Here is a 20,929-nt window from a genome sequence, read left to right as displayed (position 1 = left end):
AGGGACATTGAATAAGTTCAACAATCCCTTAATAGAGATTGCTGAACTTAAACTTATTGATTATTAATGATTATTGGGGCGGTTTTTATTATCGCCTTTATTTTGCCTGTCGTTTTTTTGTGATGGAGACTGGTGCTGGTCATCTTTTTTGTTTTCAGGTCTGTCGTTAGCAGGTTGTCTCTGGCCTTGCTGCCTTTCCTGCTGGTTGTGACCCTGATTGTTGCGTGCCTGGGTATATTTTGCGTCACGGCTATCCCTGATCACCGGTTGTTTAGCAGTATAGGTTTTGTATCTGCTATATTTGGTGATATGCGACCGGTGCTGCAGGTAGGGTTTCGGAGTGTTCATGACCACTTTGTAAGCACCATATAAATCAAATCCCGAATAGCGTGAAGGCAATGCTGCATTCCAAACCCATTTATTGTTAACCAGGTAAACGTATTGAGCCGAAGGAACATAGTAATAAGCATCTATAGCCGGGATGTAGTAATAGTCAACATGGTCATAGCCGGTAGGTCCCCATGCCGGTTGCGAGCCGATATTGACATTGATACTGATTTGCGCACTTGCAGTGTGGCTGGTGGCTACAACAGCCAGGAAAATTGCGGATGTTAGAATAATTTTTTTCATGTTTTTAATGAGTAGTGTATCTGATAACAGGATTTACAAACACGTCAAAACAAATACATATCGGGCATAACCACAAACGGAGTAGACGAGGAGGGCTTATGTGTCGACGATCGGGGTAATATCGGCACATAAGTATGGGTAGTCATCATGTGCAAGGTATCAGCTCTAACTGTAGGTATTGTGGAGTTATTAACCGGCACAAATAGAGATACAATACAATATTTTTGTTTTCAATGCGCTTAAGTATATCTATCTTTCAAAATGAAGCACCAAGAATTTGAACCTCCTGAAGAACTGCGGGACACTATAAAATGCTTTTGGTACAATGTCAGAGAAGCAGAAGAACCACAATCAAGTTTTGAGGTTCAGCCTGATGGTTTCGCCGAGATCATTTTCTATTTCGGAAGCGCTATTAGCATTTTAGATGAGGGGAGCTTACAGCCGTTGCCATCACCGCTTATGATGGGTCTGCTTAATCAGCCGGTTGTTTTTTATTCGGGAGGGCGTTTGGAAATTATTGGTATCAGGTGCTTCCCGTGGACTGTGTTTGACCTGCTCGGACTCCCTTCCGGTAAAGTTGGGGTACATACCTTTGAGCACCCCATTGCCCGGCTGCAGGCTGTATTGAATGAGTGGATTAATATGGGCAGGATAGATAACGCATTGTCAGAAGTAAAGCAATATTTTCTTAGCGCGCATTCGGGGATAGCTGTTAACAGTATGTTATTCAAAGCGGGAGCTGCTATGCGGAAAGCAAATGGGACTATACCTGTAAGCCAGGTAGCAGAGGCCGCTCATGCCACCGTGCGTACGCTTGAAAGAAAATTCAAGCAATCTTCCGGCTATAGTGTTAAAGACGTGTCGGGTTTAATGCGTTTTGAGCAAATACGAAACCGGTTATGGCATTACCCGGATACAAATCTTGCCGGCTTAGCTCATGAGCTGGGTTATACAGATCAATCCCATCTGAGCAGGGAATTTAAACGATATAGCGGCACCACGCCGGCGGCCTTTGCCCGAAAAGCGAAGAAAGGAAAGCAAGCAGTAAGCAATGATTTTGTCGCGTTTGTACAAGCCTAAGCTGTGGGCATTGCAGAATTTTGTGTTTCAATATAATATATATGAAACCAATATCTGAGAACGATAAATCTGTACAAAATCATACTAATTATGATGTCATCATTTCCGGGGCCGGACCGGTAGGCCTGTTCCTCGCCTGCGAACTGGCCCTGGCCAATTGCTCTGTTCTGATACTCGAAAAGGCAGAGGATCCTCATTCGCTATTGAAACAACTGCCATTCGGCATCAGAGGACTCTCGGCGCCAACTATTGAAGCGCTTTATCGCCGCGGCCTGCTAAATGAACTTGAGATTCATAACCGGATTAAAAATCCGCATCAAAATGCCAAACAAGGAGCCCAGCGACAGGTAGGGCATTTTGCCGGAATACCTATTCTTGAAGGTAATGTCGATACTTCGCAATGGCAATACTGTTTGCCCGGCTCAGTCGCTACCAGCTTAATTTCTGAAATGGCAGAGCTTGAAACTGTGCTAACACATCGTGCCCAATTATTGGGCGTAGAAATCAAACGCGGGTTCGCTGTTACCGGCTTTCACCAAACCGCGGATGGGGTAACTGTTCAATCCGACGAGCAATTATTTCAAAGTAAATGGCTTGTTGGTTGCGACGGAAGCCGGAGCGCAGTGCGTAAAGTCGGCGGTTTTGAATTTGCCGGTACCGAGCCGGAGTTTACCGGCTACACTGCGCTGGTTGAGATAGCAGATCCGGAAAAGCTTAAACCAGGACGGAATGTGACACCACGGGGCATGTACATGCAATCGCAGCCGGGTTACATGGCCATTCAGGATTTTGATTGCGGGGCATTTCACGGTTCAGGAAAACCTGTTATGCTTGAACACTTACAGGAGGTGTTGCGCCGGATTTCCGATACCGACGTTACACTTAACGCCCTGCATATCGCAACCACCTGGACAGATCGGGCACGGCAGGCCACAACTTACCGTAACGGACGGGTACTTTTAGCCGGCGATGCGGCACACATTCACGCGCCGTTAGGAGGGCAGGGGCTTAATCTTGGATTAGGCGATGCCATGAACCTGGGTTGGAAGCTTGCCGCAACCATTCAAAATAAAGCGCCTGAGGCATTACTGGACAGTTATTATACCGAACGACACCCTGTTGGCGTGCAGGTTTTAGATTGGTCGCGCGCGCAGGTTGCAATCATGAAGCCTGATCCTGATTCCCAGGCCTTGTACGCAATTATGAGCGATCTTATAAATACGCGCGACGGTGCTACATACATCGCAGGAAGGGTTTGGGGGATTAATACGCACTACAATATTGCAGGCAGCAATCCTTTAACAGGCCGTAGCGTTCCCGATTTTGAATTTGAAGATGGTGCCAGGATTGGCGGGTTGATGCATGATGGCCGCGGCTTATTGCTCGACTTTGACGAGAATACCCCGCTAAAAACCGTGGCCGAAGAATACGGTGATCAATTTAAATATGTTTCGGGCAGGGCAAAGGAGCAATTTGGCTTAAGCGCAGTATTGATACGCCCGGACGGCATCATTGCCTGGGCTTCTGACAACGAGCCGGATTATGCTGAACTTCGGAAGGCTGCTAATCTCTGGTTTGTAGGCAGTAAAGCATAATGGCCAAATTTCTTCGCTACAAAAAAGCCGTTTCTCCACAAGAAAAACGGCTTTTTTGTAAATGTAACTCTGTCCAATCTGAGATTGAAAATGAATGGCACCCATATTAGCTTTTTGTGTTTAATTGTGCTGGAGGCGAAATTCGTCCTTTTAACAGAATACTTAGTAATGATAGTATCGCCAGTATCACAATTGCCCAGTGAGCCTGTTCGGCTACCTTATTTACAAATGCCGAAATAAAATTAGGCGTTTCAGTTGCACGTTCTGCTATCCATGCAATAGCAACTATGCCTGACATAACCGCACCGCCAGTTCTTACATATTTGTAAACCGGCGTTAGGCTCAATAAAATTAACCACGGAATTGTAATCAATACTACAAAAAGCTGCATGATCTCAATGCCCAGGTTAAAACCTAAAATGCTCAAGGCCATTGTGCCTGCTCCCAGTTTAAGGTTAGCTAATATTGATGCGAATGCCAAACCATGGATTAGGCCAAAGCCGGCTGCTACATACATCTCTCTCCCCGGAAAAATTGGCCTTATCGCATGTACCGCCGAAACCAGGATAGAAAATGCGATCAATATTTCCACCGGTTGTGCCGGCAACCGTAGCCAGCCTAAGGCGCCTATCAGCAGCGTAACAGAGTGGCCGATGGTAAACGAAGTAACAATTTTTAATAATTTCAGGATACTATATTTGGTACCTCCAAACTTTCCCCATCGTTTGCCATTTATTAGGAGTGTAGCCGGTAATAACAGCATAATTAAAAACAGTAAGTGATCGGTACCCTCCTTAATATGCTTCATACCTAACATAAGCATACTTTTAAAACCTTTAAACCAGCTTCCCTGCTGTAAGTTTATTTCTAAAGGATATATTACATTATCTTTCATATTTCTGCTGATTACCATTGCATCGGCAGTCGGGTTTAAATTTCCGGTTTCCCAATCGCTGCGGACGGAAACGAGGGCGGCATGATTAATCACCTGATGCATGATCACATCATAATTAAGCATAAATTTCCGGGTGTTTTCACCTGCCTGCGGTATAATAACCACATTAGCGATCACTTCCCAATAATCCATACCATTTTCAATGTATTTTCCTTTATCCATCCTCAACGCCTCTATTTCAACTTCCCATGGGACGGTTTTCTTCAAATATGCATGTATGTGCGCTCTGAGGTATTCTTTTAATTGTGGCCCTAACCTTTCAATTAGCGTTTCCGGGTTTTTAGATATGTTATTGCCAAAGGCAAGTTCAAGTTCAGACAGCGGTATTTGAAGTTCCAGCGCAACCCTGTTCGGGCTTGCATCCAGGAAAATAAGCGTGTTTGGCGTTTGATGCGCACTGGAGATGGTTGGCTTCAGTGCTGTAAATGCAAAAATAGCGGCAATGATAAACAGTCGCCAGCTGTTTTTCCGGCGACTGTTTATTGAAAAAATGTTATACATAATTTCTGTTGATTTTTTATAAACCTATATAATCACGGGTATGATCTCTCATTACAGTATGGTAATGTATTTGATTGCTAATAACCACACCAGTTTGGCATATAAACTCTATCCAAACACTTGGCCCGTCAATCCTTACATAGTCTGTATTAGTTGTTAAAAATGAAGTTGCAGAACCCGCAACACCTGAGGTATTGCTTGCATAACACACGTAAGTATTGGCCAATTCATTTTGATAAATAGTAGTAAATGCTGCTGCCGAAGTAGCGTCAAGATCATTGATCCATGGCATCATTGCCGCTAACACTTTGGCCTGGGCTGCTGTACTCAACGTACTCACCTGAACACCTTGTTTTGTAGTAGGCATTGTATTGGTGGTTGATCCCGGAACCATCAGGCAGTCTGAAAAAGTACCTGATATTTTTGCCGAAGCCAATTCAGAACTTGTAAAAGAGCCAAGCATATTTTGCATAGCAGTATGCTCAGATTCTATCGGCCCGGTATAGGTTACTCCTCCTGTGGTAAATGATCCCTTTGGTTCAACACCCTGGTGTAACGGTGTTATACTTGTAACAACACCCGCATCATAAGTGATATTTTGCGCATAATGGTGACCGCCAAATTGCAACATCCATTTACCGGTGGTAGTTGGCGTTCCTAAAAATGCAATGATATAGTTGCCTGAAGAATATCCCGAGGCCATTGTTCCCAGGTAATCGTCTGCCGCCATTATCTGGGTAAATTCATCATAGCCTTCTCCTGTGGTTGTACCCATGGCTGCTGCTGCCACCGCTTTTGCAGCTGCTAATTGGGTGCTGGTTAAGCTGCTGAAGGCCAAGCCGTTTCTGCATGAAAGGCCGCAGGGCAGGTTTGACCATCTTAAAGCGTTGGTTTTATTTAAGGCTAAAACCACTGAAGCCTGCTGGCTGGTACTAAGCGTTGCCAAAAATGCATTAGCTAAGCAAACTACTTTTGATGCAATGGTTGTGGACGTGGAGCAGCCAGTTGCTGTGCTTGCGGCATCTACAGTGACAGTAAAGCTGCACGTTTGTCCACCAAACGTAATGGAAAATGATGCGGTACCTGTTGATGTTGGTGTGCCGGCAATAGCATACGTGATATTACCAGCACCACTGGCTAATGTTCCTGCCGCCAGGGTTGCTGTTAGCCCGGTAACCCCTGTTGAAGAAATTGCGGTACCTGCGGTGTAAGTTGCGCCATTGCCACCTGTATACGGTACTGTGGCGCTGCCGCTAAATACTGTATTAACAGTTGCTGTTGATGACACTACTGCCGAGCCACAGGTTAAGGCAGAAACCGAAGCAGTGGCGGTTGTAGTTGTAGTCGTCGTAGTCGTTGTTTTTTCGCTGCTCTTTTTACAGGCAACCAGGATGCAAACCGTTATCAGTAAGCCTGCTCCGGATAAGAGTATTAACTTTTTCATGATCTAAGGGTGTTTAATGTTTGTTTTTTTTCTTTGATCGAAAGTATCCTCAAATTTTCCGGGCGGTAAATATTATCGATAAACAGGGCTTATATAGTGGTGAACGGGCGCCGATGGATGGTATTTTTCTTTTTGACGGGATAAATTATTTCTTTATTTTTATTCATGCTAAACCTCAAACCTTATCCAAAAGTTGCCCTTTTATGTTTGCTGCTTGTTGTGTTATTTAATAGTTGCAAGAAACAAGTGGCTCCTAATCCTCCTACGCCCGATAATCCTAAAAACCCCGAGAGTCAGACCCTTTCGTTTAAATTTATAAAATTTGACAGGCTTGATAAGCTGACTGACACCTGGAATAATGTAAGAATATATTGGTCAGCGGCAAAAGGTACAGCTGCAGTTGGGGTAAAATATACCGTTAGTTTTAATGGAGAAGTGGTTGCTCCAAACATAAGCGATACCAGTTGTTACCTAAACAAAGTTTTAGCTACTTTACCATATAATGGGAAAATAGTGGCAAGTAGCGCCACCGGAAAAATTGATTCACTTAATTTTCAAATCCCGGCAGACAAAGGTTTCATCTACGCAGGCCCCGAGATAGGTGGCATTAATTGCTACACAACAGGAGGGCAATTTGTGTGGAGGCAAGATATAGGGCATTGGTTGACACCGGTGATATCAAATGATACCGTGTTTGTACAGGCAATAGATGATATAACCAGGCAATGCTCTGTTTATGGTTTAAATGCAAAAACGGGCAAAATAATCTGGTCTATACCGGCTAATGTTGGATACGATCGCCCTGTATCAATGTCATATAACAAAGGGATAGTTTTCTCCACAACCGACAGAGATATTTATGCGCTCAAAGCTTCTGATGGTTCTCAGTTGTGGCATCTTGGGCAAAGTAAATATGTTATTCCGGTACCCCGCGTGTTTGACGATTTGCTGTTTTGCTCTACAAGTGAAGGATTGACGTACGATGGCCTTTTAAAAGCTTATAATGCAAAAAACGGTACATTAAGATGGACTTTTCTGGCGCAGGGTTCAAGTATAGGACGTGCAACAGAGAAAGATAATGTTGTTTATATCACAGATAGTCATGTTCCGCAGTTTACCGCTGATCGTGTAGTAGCCTTGAATGCGCTGGATGCCACTACCGGCCAAAAAAAGTGGCGTACACTATATCTTGATGGCAACGTCGGTTCTCCCGGTACGCGACCCTTAGTGGTAGGAAATATGGTTTTTATTTCGACTCTTTTAGATACACCGGGTGCATTTGTTTACGCATTTGATAAAAATTCGGGCCAGCTTTTGTGGAAAGCAGCAGCAAAGTATGAAGGTGCGTTAGCTGCTGATGCTACCGGGTTATATGTTTTTGAAAATTCTGACATTATGAAGTTAGATTTGCAAACGGGGAGGTTGCTTTGGTCCTGGTACGGCCCCAATACCTCTTTACAATATATTCTTACTCCCGGTAAAATTTACGGACACGTGCCTTCCCCCTTTTGGGTTACAGGCTCTGAAAGGCCATTTAGATTATTTGATACCCAAACCGGCAAAGAAATTGTATCAAATCTTCCGTCACTTTTTCAGCCTGCCGGTCAGTTTGCGATCGTTATTGATGGTGTTGTATATTATCTTACGGATGGTGATATGTATAAATTCAATTAAGAGCGGGAAATTATTTGAGTAAACGAACGGAATTAACAGATGGTGTGGGGGAAATATCTAATTGGTTAGATTGCGATATATCATTCATTATCATGAAATCACGGTATATCAAAAAACTCAAAAAACTATCTTAATTACAAATATTTGACTGTTAATTCCTTAACAAATGGCATGCGTTTGGTGTTATGGATAAGAAATTACAACATCACTAACGCTAAACAACCCAAACATGTCAAAAAAAGTAGCCGAGCAGCTTGTAGAAATGCTGATACAGGCCGGTATCAAACGTATTTACGCTATAACCGGCGATAGTTTAAACGAACTTAACGATGCTGTTCGCAGAACGCCCGAATTAAAATGGATCCATGTACGTAACGAAGAAGCTGGCGCTTTTGCGGCTTCGGCCGATGCACAACTGAGCGGTCTCGCCTGCTGTGCCGGTAGTAGCGGCCCAGGGCATGTACACCTGGTAAATGGTCTTTATGACGCTCACCGCTCCGGCGCTCCTGTTTTGGCCATAGCGTCTACTTGCGCTACAAAGGAGTTTGGCAGTAATTACTTCCAGGAAACCAATGTGATCAAGCTTTTTGATGATTGCAGTTATTATAACCAGGTTGCTGCAAACAACAAACAAGCGCCCCGTATGACACAGGCAGCTATCCAAACCGCTATTCAGCGTAAGGGCGTTGGCGTATTGGGTTTGCCTGGCGATGTAGCAGGAGAGGATGCTGTTGAAATTGATTCGTCGGTAAACAATTTCTTTTGTAAAGCCAACATCACCCCGGTATGGGAAGAGTTAGTGCAACTGGCCGATCTGATCAATCGCCATCCTAAAGTCTGCATTTTTGGCGGCATTGGCTGTGCCGATGCACACGATGAGGTGGTTGAACTGGCGGCATTGCTCAAAGCTCCCGTAGGTTATTCTTTCCGCGGCAAAATGTTTTTGGAGCATGATAACCCTTATGAGGTTGGTATGACAGGTTTGCTTGGTTTACCTGCAGCTTATCACAGTATGCATGAAAGCGATCTTGTTGTGCTTTTGGGCACCGATTTTCCTTATACGCCTTTCTATCCGCAGGATAAAAAGATAGTGCAGATAGATATCAAGCCTGAAAATCTTGGCCGTCGGGCAAAATTAACGATGGGGCTTTATGGCGATATTAAATCTACACTTAAAGCCCTGATCCCATTGATCAAGGAAAAAGCCGATCGCAGCTTTTTAGATGCCCAGCTGCACGTACACGCCAAAGTAAAAGAGCAGCAACAGGCGTATATTGAGGATTATGGTAAACATGATGCAATCCACCCCGAAGCTTTGGCCGCTATCATAAATGACCATGCCTCAGCCGATGCGATTTTTACCTGCGATACGGGAATGTGTAACGTATGGAGCGCCCGGCATATCAGTGCCAACGGCCGGAGGTCGATGATTGGGTCATTCGTTCATGGTTCAATGGCCAACGCCATGCCGCATGCTATAGGCGCTGCTCTGGCTTGTCCTGAAAGGCAGGTAGTAGCCATGTGTGGCGACGGAGGTATTTCTATGTTGCTGGGTGATTTAGCAACCATCAAACAATATGATCTGCCTATTAAGATCATAGTATTTAATAACCGGGCATTGGGTATGGTAAAGCTTGAAATGGAGGTAATGGGCCTGCCCGATTTTGAGGTTGATATGCACAATCCTGATTTTACAATGGTTGCCGAGTCAATGGGGATCAAGGGTATCACTATAAATGACCCGCAGGATCTTGAGCAGGGCATAGCAGAGGCTTTTGAATGTAAAGGCCCTGTTTTGGTGAATGTTTATACCGATGGAACAGCGCTTGCTATGCCGCCGCATATCGAACTGAAAATGGTTAAGGGCATGGCCGTATCTATGACCAAAATGATGCTTGGCGGTAAGTTTGATGAAGTTTTGGCGACCGTTAAAGGGAACTACAAACACCTGCCCGAGATATTTGATTGATAGCGGTAATTTTCATTATAGCCTATATTAACCGGGAGGTGAGTAAGTTTAAACTTATTTCCCGGTTACAGTTTCAAATGTGCCACAATATTATTATCCCTGATCTGTATAAAATTAATATGCTTTTTAACCGGATCGTAATCGATACTTAATACCAGGTTATCTGTTTTGTAATGATCTATCAGGAAAGGGATATCCAGTATGGGAGAATCTCCCTGTTTGGTTAGCGTTGGTTCGCCGGCTTTTTTGAAAACGGCTTCCCGGGTGTCGTAAAATGAAATCTCAAATGGTAGCACATATTGCACATCCGGGTTAAGGTAAATATTCAGATGGGAGAATATCGGCTGGCCTGGTTCTAAAATTATCAGCTCATCTTCGTCAATAACAGCATCGTCATTGGTGAACCCCAAATCGATATCCAATATTTCAGATCGCATGTAATCGCTTTTCAAAACATTGTAAGGGCTGAGATCTGTAAATGTATCTGCTAAAAAAGCCTGGAAATTATCATCGTATAGATACGAGCCGAATTGATTTGTAAAATTGAGGTAGTTGAACATGTCGAAATTTTTAATGAAGAGTTTTTCTTACTGTTCGGTTTTTTGAGGCTTTTACAACCTGGTATATCATCCCTAAAACTAAGCCTGTAAGGCCACCAAGGTAGCCAAAGTTGTGCATTGAGCCAACGGCTATGAAGCTCTTTTTGTCAATAAGTGTCTTTGGTAAATACCAGTTGACCCGGGTGCCAGAAAGATAAAACCACCCATAAGCCAGGCCGATAAGCCCGCTGATTGCAGTCGCAATTAAAGTGATAAATACGGTATAGCTAATTGTTTTGAGCATTAGCTTATGATCTTTTTGTATTAAACCCATCAGCCCGTTACCTATACCAATGATCAATCCTACCCACCAGGTGGCTAAAAAACCTACTATTGCTACATACAACCTTGGGTTAGGTAAAACGGTTTCGTAGCCTGGCTCAATAAAACCAAATTGGTAAAACTTAAATTTTGTAAAATACTCATGGCTGATTGTGTACGTAAACTGGTCGTGAATAATGCCGTAGCAACCGGCAATGATAGGAGTAACTGCTAAAGTAAGTAAAAGGATAAGTAGTTTTTTCAATTTTTATTGATTGATAAGGTTTGCCAGATAAAACTACAATAAATCAAAATAAAGCTAAACTATGTTTTTTACTTTCGCTGTATGTTTACAAGGTTTGCCGGTTTATTTTTCAGAGAAGAAGAGCCAAATCTATTGGTAATCACTTCTCATTCTTCAGAACGGAGTTTTGAAATCAGATTGCGATTGAATGCTGATAATATTGTGTTTCATGATATGAAAAAAAACAAGACAATCCCGGTGAATAAAGGTTGTCAGGTGCTTATAACATCAAGTCAGGGAATAACTCGGGGACAAAACCCAATCACATCGTCGGAAATCTATATTAAGAATGGCGACGAACTTCATTTGCTATGCAGTTTCGTTGTGTTTGAAGAGTTAAACGATCTTCGCAAAACGGGTTGCTACAAATTAGCAGAGCATATTGCAAACATCCTTAAAGATAAATATGGCGTTAAATGGGAATACAAAAATTGTATAGACACTCCTGAAAAGCAAAAAGAATTCAATTTGGGGATCTTATTAATGATATTGATTTGGATAATAACCTTCAGCGTAATTTATTTGCAGGCAAAACATAGTTAGCATTATTGCCCGCCTATATAATTTCAACGTATTTGTTTAGCATTTCTGTAATGATCCTCCCCTAAATTTCCATACTTTTAAGCCCGCAATGGAAGCAAAAAATAACAAGAAAACCATTTGGGCCTGGTGCATGTTTGACTGGGCCAATCAGTCATACAATATCGTTATCACCTCTACCATTTTTCCCGCATACTTTGTGGAGGTTACCAAGTTCAATTCAAAAAACACCCAAATGGTAACTTTCCTGGGGCACAGGTATGTTAATACTGTTTTATCAAATTATATTCTTGGTTTATCCTATCTCGTGGTTGCGGCTATTTTACCAATCCTTACTTCCATAGCCGATTATCGGGGCAATAAAAAATCATACCTGCAATTGTTTACCTGGCTGGGCAGTTTAGCCTGTGCCGGTTTATTTTTCTTTAAACCCGGCGTAGGATTGGAAATCCCGATGCTGTGCTTTGGTCTTGCTTCTATTGGTTATTGCGGTGGTTTTGTGTTTTATAATTCATACCTGCCTCAAATAGCAACACCCGATAAGCAGGATGCCGTAAGTGCCAAAGGCTTTATTTATGGTTATGTTGGCAGCATCGTTGTGCAGGTGTTGTGCTTCATTGTAGTGCTTGAGCCAAATTGGTTTGGTATTACTGATGACTGGCTGCCTGCACGTATCTCGTTCCTGATGGTTTTTGTATGGTGGATAGGTTTTTCCATTATCCCGTTCCACTTGCTGCCAAAGGGACAGCCGAATGCCGGCAAGCATAATTATAACGTCATAACTGGTGGTTTTAAAGAACTGGCGAAGGTTTTCGGAAAAGTACGGAATATGCCATTGTTAAAACGTTTTCTCGCCTCGTTTTTCCTTTACTCCATAGGCGTGCAAACCATTATGCTGGTTGCGGCTAATTTTGCGGCAAAGGAGCTGCACATGCCCGATGCTGCGCTGATCTCTATTGTTCTTATTATCCAGGTTGTTGCCGTTCCCGGGGCGTTGATTGCATCCAAATCATCCGAAAAATTTGGGAATGTACGTACGTTGGTAGGTTTGGTAGCGGTATGGTCGGCCATTTGTTTGTATGCCTATTTTATCACCAACTCCGCCCAGTTTTATGTTGCTGCGGTGGTTATCGGCATAGTGATGGGCGGAGTGCAATCGCTATCCCGTTCAACTTACTCTAAATATCTTCCGGAAAATATTCCCGATACGGCATCTTATTTCAGCTTTTATGATGTTACCGAGAAGCTGTCGATTGTGGTAGGCTTATTTTGTTTTGGCTTTGTAGAAGCTGTAACTAATGAGATGCGCGACTCGACACTTGCGCTCGATGGCTTTTTTGTGTTGGGTTTAATTATGCTTATTGTGCTGATGTTTACAGAAAATAAACTCCGTAAACAGCGTGTTGAAGTAGAAGCTTAAACAATTTGACCACAGGCTTGTACTATATAAAAACATAAGCCATGATCCACACAGTTAACCATAACGTAACCGGCGACAACGGCGTGCAAAGAAATATCATCATAGAGCCGGTGCTGCATCAATCTACAAATCATGAATTAAATGCCACCGGTTTGTACAAACTTTACAAGGGTGGTAACGACGGAGAAGCTATCCTTTTTGAAATTCAGGAAATAGCTCCCGAAATAGGTGAAAGTAAACCGCTGCTTGATGATAAAAAGAACCCCGATTATTTAGGACAGATTAGGTTTGAGAGCGATACTAACGCTAAATGGCATTATTCCGAGGGATCGCTTTCGCAATATGAGCAGCAACAGGTAGTGGAATTTATCCAAAATACAAATAGTTGATTTTTCTTTTTTTCCTGCTGACATAGGGCTGTCACCACCGCGTGGTTACTTTGTATTGTAATCAAAAACAAAACAATACAATGGAAACCAATACCATTCAACAACCAACAGAAACTGCAGCAGCATCTGTTTATACACCCGATCAATTTTTACAAAGCTGGCTCGGTCAGCGCCGTGTAACCCGCCGCTTAATCGAAGCTTTTCCACAGGAAGCACTTTTTAATTATTCGATAGGAGGGATGCGCCCATTTTCGGAAATGGTGAAAGAAATCATCAGTATGGGGGCTCCGGGCGTAAAAGGTATTGTAACAGATGACTGGACCCCAATTGCAGGACTTGATCATCATACCGGGAAAGTTGAAGCTCATTCAAAAAATGATCTGTTAAGGTTGTGGGATGATGCTACTGAAGCCATCACTACTTATTGGGCGCAGATCCTGCCAGAGCGTTTTCAGGAAACGGTTTTAGCTTTCGGGCAATATGAAGGTGTTGCTAATAGTATCATCCAGTACCTGATAGACAATGAAATTCATCACCGTGGCCAGGCTTATGTTTACCTGCGTTCGCTTGGAATTGAACCACCTGCATTTTATGACAGAAGTTAAATGCGATTTATAAGCGTATTTAAGGGCCTCCACTAAAGGAGGCCTTTTTTATGATTGCTTTAAGCCTTTTTAGCCATTTTTATATCTTTAGCATAGTTATCAGTCATAAATTTTAATAATGGCAATTATCCGCTCTTTTGCTTTGTTTTTGCTGGCCGGCTTATTTGAAATAGGCGGCGGCTATTTGGTTTGGCTTTGGCTAAAAGAGGGTAAGCCACTTTGGTTCGGAATAGCGGGTGGCATAATCCTGGCGCTTTATGGTATAGTGGCAACATGGCAAACGGCTAATTTTGGACGGGTATACGCCGCTTATGGCGGTATTTTTATTGTTATGGCGCTGATCTGGGCCTGGAAAGTAGACGGGTTTAAACCCGATCGTTATGATATTGTCGGTGCTTTGATTGCGCTGATAGGTGCTTGTATTATTGTTTATGCACCGCGCGGTCATTAAATCAGCTTGTAGTTGTTTAGCGGGTAAATAACATCTGTTTTTATTTTTTGGTGGGCGAAGCTTTTTTTAGCTTATTTACTGATATTAGTACCAATAAATCTAAACCCATCATGAATACCAGAATTTTCATCATTGCCGCATTTTTCCTTCTGATTACGATTAAAGGCTTTTGCCAGGCCCCATCCGAAGAATTTATAAACGGTCTGAAGCAAATCAAGACAGATATACCGGCCGCCAAACTGAACTTCCTGGCTGCGGTTGCTAAAACTCCTTCATTTCATGGCTCGTATCACTTTTTAGGTGTTATTTATTTAAACGAACACAAGCCTGATTCGGCCATCTGGTATCTTAAAAAGGCGGTAGAGTTAAACACCCGAAATGTTAGTCATACTACTGAGTTTAGCTATTCGCGTTTAATTGCCGCTTATATCAGTAAACAGGATTATGAAAACGCTTTTGCTGCCGCATGGGATGCTTACAAACTATTTTCTGATTCGGAGGAGTTGCAATCGGGCCTGAAGGATGCATGCCTTTGGGCTTATTACACCAAAAACAATGAACTCGATCCTAAATATTCTGCTATCGATCCGCGCGATGAATACGTTGTAAATAACGTGGATGAGGAATATTTAATTGTAAGAAACTTGCGGGTGAATGATCGTAACCTACAGGTAGCCGGGCAAAGCCTGGCCAACAAAAAAGGATCTGCCTATGATGCTTTAACTTGCTCAATAGCCGGCACCAATGATACCAGGAAAATTGATTTTAAAATAAACTGGGACATGGGTAAATATTTTGGCGGTATAAGTGGTCCAACCACTGAAGTAGCCGGCAATAAGCAGAAATCAATAGCCGAAAGGGCGGGAGCTATGCTGGTTGCAGATAATAAAACGGACTTGCCTGCGGCTATTAAAAAGATGCTTGGCGAAAGATAGTGCATGTATTTAATTGGCGTTTTTTGCAGTTTCTAAAATTTGCATACATTTAGTGAGCAAATGGAAAATAAAAACAACAAAAAAACCATACGCGCCTGGGCTTTCTTTGATTGGGCCAACTCAGCGTATAACCTTGTCATCACTTCAACAATTTTTCCGGCATACTATGTAGCCATCACTACCAATCATGCCAATGGTGATAGGGTTAACTTTTTTGGGAAAAGCTTTGTAAATACTGCCCTTTCAGATTATGCCTTATCTGCTGCTTACCTGGTGATGGTATTGCTGCTGCCCATATTATCGTCTATCGCCGATTATAAGGGCAATAAAAAAATCTTCATGTTGTTTTTTACGCTGCTTGGTTCGGCGGCCTGTTGTGCGTTGTTCAATTTTGATAAAGATCACCTGGAGATGGGCATAATCTGCTTTGCTCTCGCTGCTATCGGTTATAGCGGAGGTTTTGTGTTTTACAATTCATATCTGCCCGAAATTGCTACTGTTGATATGCAGGATAATGTAAGTGCCAAAGGTTTTACCTATGGTTACATTGGCAGCGTATTACTGCAGCTTATCTGCTTTTTGTTTGTATTAAAGGGCGAGTGGTTTGGCATAGTTGATAAAACCTTTGCCCCTCGCTTATCATTTTTGCTGGTAGGCTTATGGTGGATAGGCTTTGCTATGATCCCTTTTAGTGTATTGCCTAAGGGGAGTCCCAACGCCGTAAGCCATAGTCATAACATCATAAAAGGTGGTTTTATTGAGCTGGGGCATGTTTGGAAAAAAGTTAAAGAAATGCCTTTGCTAAAAAGGTTTTTGCCGTCGTTCTTTTTTTATTCCATGGGTGTGCAGACCATTATGTTGGTAGCAACTGGTTTTGCTGCAAAGGAACTGAAAATGGAAACTCCGCAGTTGATAACCATTATTTTAATTATTCAACTGGTGGCTATTTTTGGGGCAACGCTGATGTCGCGCCTGTCTGGCAAATATGGTAACGTGCGGGTTTTAATAAGTGTAGTAATCCTTTGGATTGGGGTGTGTATAGCTGCTTACTTTACCTATACGCAAACACAGTTTTACATTATAGCTGTAGTGGTAGGCTTGGTAATGGGCGGTATTCAATCCATGTCGCGTTCAACATATTCAAAATACCTGCCCGAAAACATCCCGGATACAGCGTCTTTTTTTAGTTTTTATGACGTTACCGAAAAGCTGGCTATTGTAGGTGGGGTATTTAGCTTCGGCTTTTTTGAAGAAATAACCGGTAGCCCGCGAAATTCAGTTTTGGTATTGGGCGTATTTTTCATTGTTGGCTTAATTTTGTTGTTTTCTTTGCTGAGGGCCGAACGAAACGTCAATAAAAATTTGGATTTTAGCACCCGTTAACTAATTTGTGCCGATGAAGGTTGAGTTGTTTATACCGTGTTTCATAGATCAGTTGTTTCCGGCAACTGCTTTTAATACCGTAAAATTGTTGGAGAAAGCAGGGTGCAAGGTTAGTTATAATCCGGCACAAACCTGCTGCGGTCAGCCGGCCTTTAATGCCGGTTTTTGGGATGACGCCAAAGAGGTAGGAAGCAAGTTTTTAAGCGATTTTTCGGAAGATAGTGTTATTGTATCACCATCGGCCTCTTGCACCGGTATGGTGAAAAACTATTATAACGACTTGTTTACCAATACCGCGGTACACAATAAATGCCGGGCCATTCAAGGTAATATCTACGAGCTATCCGATTTTTTAGTAAATATCCTGGAATTTGATTATTTCGGTGCCGAGCTTGATGGTAAGGCAGTTTATCATGATAGCTGCGCCGGCCTGCGCGAATGTAAAATAAAAGATGAGCCTCGCCAGCTGCTCTCCAAAGTGCTTGGTCTTGAGTTGATTGACTTGAAAGACGGCGAAACCTGCTGCGGCTTTGGTGGCACCTTTGCTGTTAAGTTTGATGGTATCTCAACCGCGATGGCGCAACAGAAGGTAAATAATGCCCTTGACGCAGGTGCTGAATACATTATATCTACCGATTCATCATGTTTAATGCACATGCAGGGTTATATCGATAAAAATAATTTACCTATTCAAACTATGCACATTGCCGATGTATTGGCGCTGGGTTGGGGGAATGTGTAACCAAAGCTCCTTATTCTTTAACCAGTTTCAATTTTAAGGTATCATCATATACTTTGGTATCCCATTGCATTTGTTTACCGTTGTAGTTGCTGATCTTTACCCTTGTGGTATTATTATTTGTGCCACCATCAAAATGTACATCGAATGTTTTTTGTTTTGCATTATAACTATAACGACCAAACCATGCTCGGTTAGCCTCAAAAACGTAAGGATTTGCGCAAAATGATATCCTGCCATCATCTTCAATATATATGTAACACCAGTTTTGGGCACCATTCATCCAATCGTTTTCACCGATGGTTTTGCCATTTCGAATAAATTGCTGAATTTTCCATTTTCCGGCGAAGGCCGACGAGGGGACGGCTACTACATAACGGTAAATGCTGTAAAAAGCAAGGACGATTACCAAAAGTTTTAAAACTGGTTTTGCAAAACTTAACCGTAAAGGTGATTTTACTACTTCTTTAAATAAAACAGGTTTAATATCCGGCCATCGTAGTAGTAAAAGGTATAACAGGCCGGTAGTTATAATGATTGAGTTTATGAATGCCCCTATGGCTATATCATAAAATACATTGATCAGTACAATGTTTAACATTATGGGTAATAATAAGCAAGTGCCCAGCAAGGTAGTACGCCTGAATAAAAGCATAACACTGCCGCCAATCTGAAGTAAACCCAGTATAATCGCGAAAGTATAGGAGTGGCCAAAATAATTCCATGTAAGGTCAAAGCCGCTTAACTTGCCAACAGGGGTATTATCTCTCATGTAAACGTGTCCAAACTGTGTTTTCAGGATCTTGGCAAAACCATAAGCCGACACTTGAAAGGCAAGAAAGTAACGCATAACGCCACGCAGAAAGGCGTGCCTTATTTCTGAATTAAATCCTTCCTCTTTGCTTTTTTGATTCCAGTAAATGGAATATACCACCGAAAAGATGAGCATCCCGATAATAATCCAGGTAAAAAGCCTCGCGAAGGAAACGTCACCAAAAGAAGTAAAAAGCTTGTAAAGCAAAGTGCCCCACATCATCATTAAGCAATCATAAATAGCTATGAGCAGATACACGCATTCGAAGAACTTAGCAAACCAATAGGAGCGGGGTGTGGCAGTCATAAGCTTACTTCCGTTCAATATCCAAAATAGTTCCTTCTTTGGCCATTTCCACAAGGAACGATTTGGCGATACCTTGCTGTGCGCTGTCATAGGCGGTATCGCCTTTTGCTGCAACATCGTCAAGCCCGTCTTCTCGGTCTACTTCATATTTGTTAAGGGCCAGGTAAACAGAATCGCCAGATACTTTATTTACCCTGTAAAGGGTATAATGATCGTTTTTAAGTTTGATATGAAAAACGTCGTTCTTTTGCGGTGATAAAACCCACTGGTTAACTTTTTTAGTTTTCTGCTTTTCACTGATATAAAAAAATATGGAACCGATAACTATCAAAAAACAGCCTGCAAATGTCCAGATGGGGATTGTAGTTTGGGCTTTTACATTATCATAGCTTAATTTAAGCGATGCCGGCATTTCCTTAAGTTTTAATACCTGCTTACAATTTAGGCACTGCGAAACGCCGGTTTTGCCAATCGGGAAAAAAGGGATCCAGAAAATATGGGCCCAGCGTTGAAATACATTCATCTGTATACTGTTGGCTGTATTGCAGTTTGGGCAGGTGTCGCTTGTTATTTCGGATTTTAAGAGTTTGGCTTTGGTGCCGTATATGATCATGATTGATAAGGCCTTTAGAATGTGTTAAACCGCTTTGAAATTACAGATTTGATATTGATAAATGAAATTGTCAAATTGTTATACCGAGCATCGCCTTAAACTACGAGGCACCTAACGGAGCCTTAAAATTGACTTAAGATCTGCTATAAACACGTCACCCCTCTGGGGTATTGTATGACTCCGTTAGGAGTATCGTGTTTATAGCAAAACGATGATCTGTGGCAAATTGGCTCCATCGGAGCCCCGTATCAGTTATACGTTTTAAAAGCGATTTGACTGAAACTTCTAGTCGGGTTCTGCCTGTTTTAACATTTCGTTCTTTTACGCTGATATGAAAAATCCTCCGGGCTAACATTTTATAAAAAACTGTATCTTTGCCGTTTGAAATGAACAAGAAAGTCGCTTTTTACACTTTAGGCTGCAAGCTGAATTATTCAGAGACCTCATCTATTGGTCGGCTGTTTAACCAGGCCGGTTATGATACGGTGAATTTTACCGAAACGCCGGATGTTTTTGTGATCAATACCTGCTCGGTAACTGATAATGCCGATAAAAAGTGTAAGAAGATTGTAAAGGAAGCGCTTAAAATTTCACCTAACGCCTACGTAACTATAGTAGGTTGTTACGCGCAGCTAAAACCACAGGAAATTGCTGAAATTCCCGGCGTTGACATGGTGCTTGGCGCTGCCGAAAAATTTCAGATAGTTGATCATATTACCGACTTAACCAAAAGGCCAAAGGCATTGGTGCTCAATCAGCCTGTGTCTGAAGCCAATGAGTTTGTTCCCGCATATTCTTTTGGCGATCGTACCCGTACTTTCCTGAAAGTGCAGGACGGCTGCGATTATTCATGTACTTTTTGTACCATTCCGTTGGCCCGTGGAGCAAGCCGCAGCGATACCATTGAAAACGTTGTTGCGCAGGCAAAGCAAATTGCCGAATCAGGGGTAAAAGAAATTGTGCTTACCGGTGTAAACCTTGGCGATTTCGGCATTCGTAATGGCCAGCGTGAGGACAAGTTTTTTGATTTGATAAAAGCATTGGATGAGGTAGAAGGGATAGACCGTTTCAGGATCTCATCTATCGAACCCAATTTACTTACCGACGAGATCATTGCTTTTGTTGCATCTTCAAAACGTTTTGTACCGCACTTTCATATTCCGTTACAGTCTGGCTCGGATAAGATACTGGGATTGATGCGCCGCCGTTACAAACGCGATCTTTATGTTAACCGCGTTGCCAAAATAAAGGAGCTGATGCCCGATTGCTGTATCGGTGTAGATGTTATTGTTGGTTTCCCCGGCGAAACAAGAGAAGACTTTATCGATACTTATAATTTCCTGAACGAGCTAAATATTTCATACCTGCACGTATTTACTTATTCGGAAAGGGAGAATACCCTGGCTGCTCAAATGACCGGCGCTGTTCCGGGCTCTGCACGAGGGGAGCGGAGCAAAATGCTGCATATCTTGTCGGATAAAAAACGCCGTGCCTTTTACGAAAGTCAATTGGGTAAAAGTCAGGAAGTTTTGTTTGAGGGCGATATTAAAGATGGCTTTATGCATGGCTTCACCCGCAATTACGTGAAAGTACGTACCAAGTATGATCCTGTGCTGGTTAACGAATTAAAAACGGTACATCTAACAAATATTTCACCTGACGGTGATGTTGAAATAACAGAAGGCGAAGAAATATTAGTGCATTAAATTCTATATTCGCCCT

The 20,929-nt window shown here is 42.4% G+C and carries 20 protein-coding genes; 13 read left to right on the top strand and 7 right to left on the bottom strand.

What is annotated here, in order from left to right; all coding sequences use genetic code 11:
- Positions 1-63: 63 nt before the first annotated feature.
- Positions 64-630: a hypothetical protein gene (locus BMX50_RS32565; protein ID WP_091221657.1), complete on the bottom strand. Its 567-nt coding sequence runs from the start codon at positions 628-630 to the stop codon at positions 64-66.
- Between the two features lie 261 nt (positions 631-891).
- Here BMX50_RS32565 and BMX50_RS32560 point away from each other — a divergent pair, with 261 nt between their 5' ends.
- The gene (locus tag BMX50_RS32560; RefSeq protein WP_091221653.1) at positions 892-1,710 is read left to right on the top strand and encodes an AraC family transcriptional regulator; all 819 of its coding nucleotides are present in this window, start codon (positions 892-894) and stop codon (positions 1,708-1,710) included.
- A 41-nt stretch (positions 1,711-1,751) separates the two neighbouring features.
- Entirely contained in the window at positions 1,752-3,305 is a 1,554-nt protein-coding gene (locus tag BMX50_RS32555) for an FAD-dependent monooxygenase (protein ID WP_091221649.1), read from the top strand.
- Positions 3,306-3,411: 106 nt separating this feature from the next.
- Here the strand turns inward: BMX50_RS32555 and BMX50_RS32550 are convergent, their stop codons facing one another.
- Both BMX50_RS32550 and BMX50_RS32545 read right to left on the bottom strand, forming a co-directional pair.
- A complete protein-coding gene (locus BMX50_RS32550; RefSeq protein WP_091221644.1) occupies positions 3,412-4,761 on the bottom strand; it encodes a HupE/UreJ family protein in 1,350 nt (449 codons plus the stop codon).
- 16 nt (positions 4,762-4,777) lie between these two features.
- Positions 4,778-6,205, bottom strand: a complete 1,428-nt coding sequence (locus tag BMX50_RS32545; protein ID WP_091221640.1) for a DUF3500 domain-containing protein — start codon at positions 6,203-6,205, stop codon at positions 4,778-4,780.
- A gap of 246 nt (positions 6,206-6,451) precedes the next feature.
- Between BMX50_RS32545 and BMX50_RS32540 the strand changes: the two genes are divergently transcribed.
- Positions 6,452-7,879: an outer membrane protein assembly factor BamB family protein gene (locus BMX50_RS32540; RefSeq protein WP_167668167.1), complete on the top strand. Its 1,428-nt coding sequence runs from the start codon at positions 6,452-6,454 to the stop codon at positions 7,877-7,879.
- 229 nt (positions 7,880-8,108) lie between these two features.
- Positions 8,109-9,848: a thiamine pyrophosphate-dependent enzyme gene (locus tag BMX50_RS32535; protein WP_091221632.1), complete on the top strand. Its 1,740-nt coding sequence runs from the start codon at positions 8,109-8,111 to the stop codon at positions 9,846-9,848.
- A 65-nt stretch (positions 9,849-9,913) separates the two neighbouring features.
- Here BMX50_RS32535 and BMX50_RS32530 read toward each other — a convergent pair whose 3' ends face one another.
- Complete coding sequence (locus BMX50_RS32530; protein WP_091221628.1) at positions 9,914-10,408, bottom strand: hypothetical protein; 495 nt, start codon at positions 10,406-10,408, stop codon at positions 9,914-9,916.
- Positions 10,409-10,418: 10 nt separating this feature from the next.
- On the bottom strand, positions 10,419-10,973 hold the full coding sequence (locus BMX50_RS32525; RefSeq protein ID WP_091221624.1) for a hypothetical protein: 555 nt from the start codon (positions 10,971-10,973) through the stop codon (positions 10,419-10,421).
- An 81-nt stretch (positions 10,974-11,054) separates the two neighbouring features.
- On the opposite strand from BMX50_RS32525, the gene BMX50_RS32520 reads away from it, so the two are divergent.
- From BMX50_RS32520 to BMX50_RS32485, 8 genes are all read left to right on the top strand, one after another.
- A complete protein-coding gene (locus BMX50_RS32520; RefSeq protein ID WP_091221621.1) occupies positions 11,055-11,555 on the top strand; it encodes a hypothetical protein in 501 nt (166 codons plus the stop codon).
- 88 nt (positions 11,556-11,643) lie between these two features.
- On the top strand, positions 11,644-12,972 hold the full coding sequence (locus BMX50_RS32515; RefSeq protein ID WP_091221616.1) for an MFS transporter: 1,329 nt from the start codon (positions 11,644-11,646) through the stop codon (positions 12,970-12,972).
- A 41-nt stretch (positions 12,973-13,013) separates the two neighbouring features.
- Complete coding sequence (locus tag BMX50_RS32510; protein WP_091221612.1) at positions 13,014-13,361, top strand: hypothetical protein; 348 nt, start codon at positions 13,014-13,016, stop codon at positions 13,359-13,361.
- 80 nt (positions 13,362-13,441) lie between these two features.
- Complete coding sequence (locus BMX50_RS32505) at positions 13,442-13,966, top strand: DinB family protein (protein WP_091221608.1); 525 nt, start codon at positions 13,442-13,444, stop codon at positions 13,964-13,966.
- 118 nt (positions 13,967-14,084) lie between these two features.
- Entirely contained in the window at positions 14,085-14,417 is a 333-nt protein-coding gene (locus BMX50_RS32500; RefSeq protein WP_208864848.1) for a YnfA family protein, read from the top strand.
- 110 nt (positions 14,418-14,527) lie between these two features.
- Positions 14,528-15,352: a tetratricopeptide repeat protein gene (locus tag BMX50_RS32495; RefSeq protein WP_143065325.1), complete on the top strand. Its 825-nt coding sequence runs from the start codon at positions 14,528-14,530 to the stop codon at positions 15,350-15,352.
- 60 nt (positions 15,353-15,412) lie between these two features.
- Positions 15,413-16,735: an MFS transporter gene (locus BMX50_RS32490; protein WP_091221597.1), complete on the top strand. Its 1,323-nt coding sequence runs from the start codon at positions 15,413-15,415 to the stop codon at positions 16,733-16,735.
- Between the two features lie 13 nt (positions 16,736-16,748).
- Positions 16,749-17,477 (top strand): (Fe-S)-binding protein, encoded by a 729-nt coding sequence (locus tag BMX50_RS32485; protein ID WP_091221593.1) that lies wholly within the window; start codon positions 16,749-16,751, stop codon positions 17,475-17,477.
- Positions 17,478-17,487: 10 nt separating this feature from the next.
- Here BMX50_RS32485 and BMX50_RS32480 read toward each other — a convergent pair whose 3' ends face one another.
- A complete protein-coding gene (locus tag BMX50_RS32480; protein WP_143065324.1) occupies positions 17,488-18,594 on the bottom strand; it encodes a hypothetical protein in 1,107 nt (368 codons plus the stop codon).
- A 4-nt stretch (positions 18,595-18,598) separates the two neighbouring features.
- Positions 18,599-19,207, bottom strand: a complete 609-nt coding sequence (locus tag BMX50_RS32475) for a hypothetical protein (RefSeq protein WP_091221586.1) — start codon at positions 19,205-19,207, stop codon at positions 18,599-18,601.
- Between the two features lie 386 nt (positions 19,208-19,593).
- On the opposite strand from BMX50_RS32475, the gene mtaB reads away from it, so the two are divergent.
- Positions 19,594-20,913: a tRNA (N(6)-L-threonylcarbamoyladenosine(37)-C(2))-methylthiotransferase MtaB gene (gene mtaB, locus BMX50_RS32470; protein WP_091221583.1), complete on the top strand. Its 1,320-nt coding sequence runs from the start codon at positions 19,594-19,596 to the stop codon at positions 20,911-20,913.
- Positions 20,914-20,929 lie beyond the last annotated feature (16 nt).

The organism is Mucilaginibacter gossypiicola, from assembly GCF_900110105.1.
Lineage (GTDB): Bacteria > Bacteroidota > Bacteroidia > Sphingobacteriales > Sphingobacteriaceae > Mucilaginibacter > Mucilaginibacter gossypiicola.
This window is presented reverse-complemented; position numbering and strand designations above follow the sequence as displayed.

What these genes read in the sequence shown, in the direction of transcription:
- BMX50_RS32565 (WP_091221657.1), bottom strand. Translation starts at nt 630, where the DNA reads ATGAAAAAAATTATTCTAACATCCGCAATTTTCCTGGCTGTTGTAGCC.
- BMX50_RS32560 (WP_091221653.1), top strand. Translation starts at nt 892, where the DNA reads ATGAAGCACCAAGAATTTGAACCTCCTGAAGAACTGCGGGACACTATA.
- BMX50_RS32555 (WP_091221649.1), top strand. Translation starts at nt 1,752, where the DNA reads ATGAAACCAATATCTGAGAACGATAAATCTGTACAAAATCATACTAAT.
- BMX50_RS32550 (WP_091221644.1), bottom strand. Translation starts at nt 4,761, where the DNA reads ATGTATAACATTTTTTCAATAAACAGTCGCCGGAAAAACAGCTGGCGA.
- BMX50_RS32545 (WP_091221640.1), bottom strand. Translation starts at nt 6,205, where the DNA reads ATGAAAAAGTTAATACTCTTATCCGGAGCAGGCTTACTGATAACGGTT.
- BMX50_RS32535 (WP_091221632.1), top strand. Translation starts at nt 8,109, where the DNA reads ATGTCAAAAAAAGTAGCCGAGCAGCTTGTAGAAATGCTGATACAGGCC.
- BMX50_RS32530 (WP_091221628.1), bottom strand. Translation starts at nt 10,408, where the DNA reads ATGTTCAACTACCTCAATTTTACAAATCAATTCGGCTCGTATCTATAC.
- BMX50_RS32520 (WP_091221621.1), top strand. Translation starts at nt 11,055, where the DNA reads ATGTTTACAAGGTTTGCCGGTTTATTTTTCAGAGAAGAAGAGCCAAAT.
- BMX50_RS32515 (WP_091221616.1), top strand. Translation starts at nt 11,644, where the DNA reads ATGGAAGCAAAAAATAACAAGAAAACCATTTGGGCCTGGTGCATGTTT.
- BMX50_RS32510 (WP_091221612.1), top strand. Translation starts at nt 13,014, where the DNA reads ATGATCCACACAGTTAACCATAACGTAACCGGCGACAACGGCGTGCAA.
- BMX50_RS32505 (WP_091221608.1), top strand. Translation starts at nt 13,442, where the DNA reads ATGGAAACCAATACCATTCAACAACCAACAGAAACTGCAGCAGCATCT.
- BMX50_RS32500 (WP_208864848.1), top strand. Translation starts at nt 14,085, where the DNA reads ATGGCAATTATCCGCTCTTTTGCTTTGTTTTTGCTGGCCGGCTTATTT.
- BMX50_RS32495 (WP_143065325.1), top strand. Translation starts at nt 14,528, where the DNA reads ATGAATACCAGAATTTTCATCATTGCCGCATTTTTCCTTCTGATTACG.
- BMX50_RS32490 (WP_091221597.1), top strand. Translation starts at nt 15,413, where the DNA reads ATGGAAAATAAAAACAACAAAAAAACCATACGCGCCTGGGCTTTCTTT.
- BMX50_RS32485 (WP_091221593.1), top strand. Translation starts at nt 16,749, where the DNA reads ATGAAGGTTGAGTTGTTTATACCGTGTTTCATAGATCAGTTGTTTCCG.
- BMX50_RS32480 (WP_143065324.1), bottom strand. Translation starts at nt 18,594, where the DNA reads ATGACTGCCACACCCCGCTCCTATTGGTTTGCTAAGTTCTTCGAATGC.
- BMX50_RS32475 (WP_091221586.1), bottom strand. Translation starts at nt 19,207, where the DNA reads ATGATCATATACGGCACCAAAGCCAAACTCTTAAAATCCGAAATAACA.
- mtaB (WP_091221583.1), top strand. Translation starts at nt 19,594, where the DNA reads ATGAACAAGAAAGTCGCTTTTTACACTTTAGGCTGCAAGCTGAATTAT.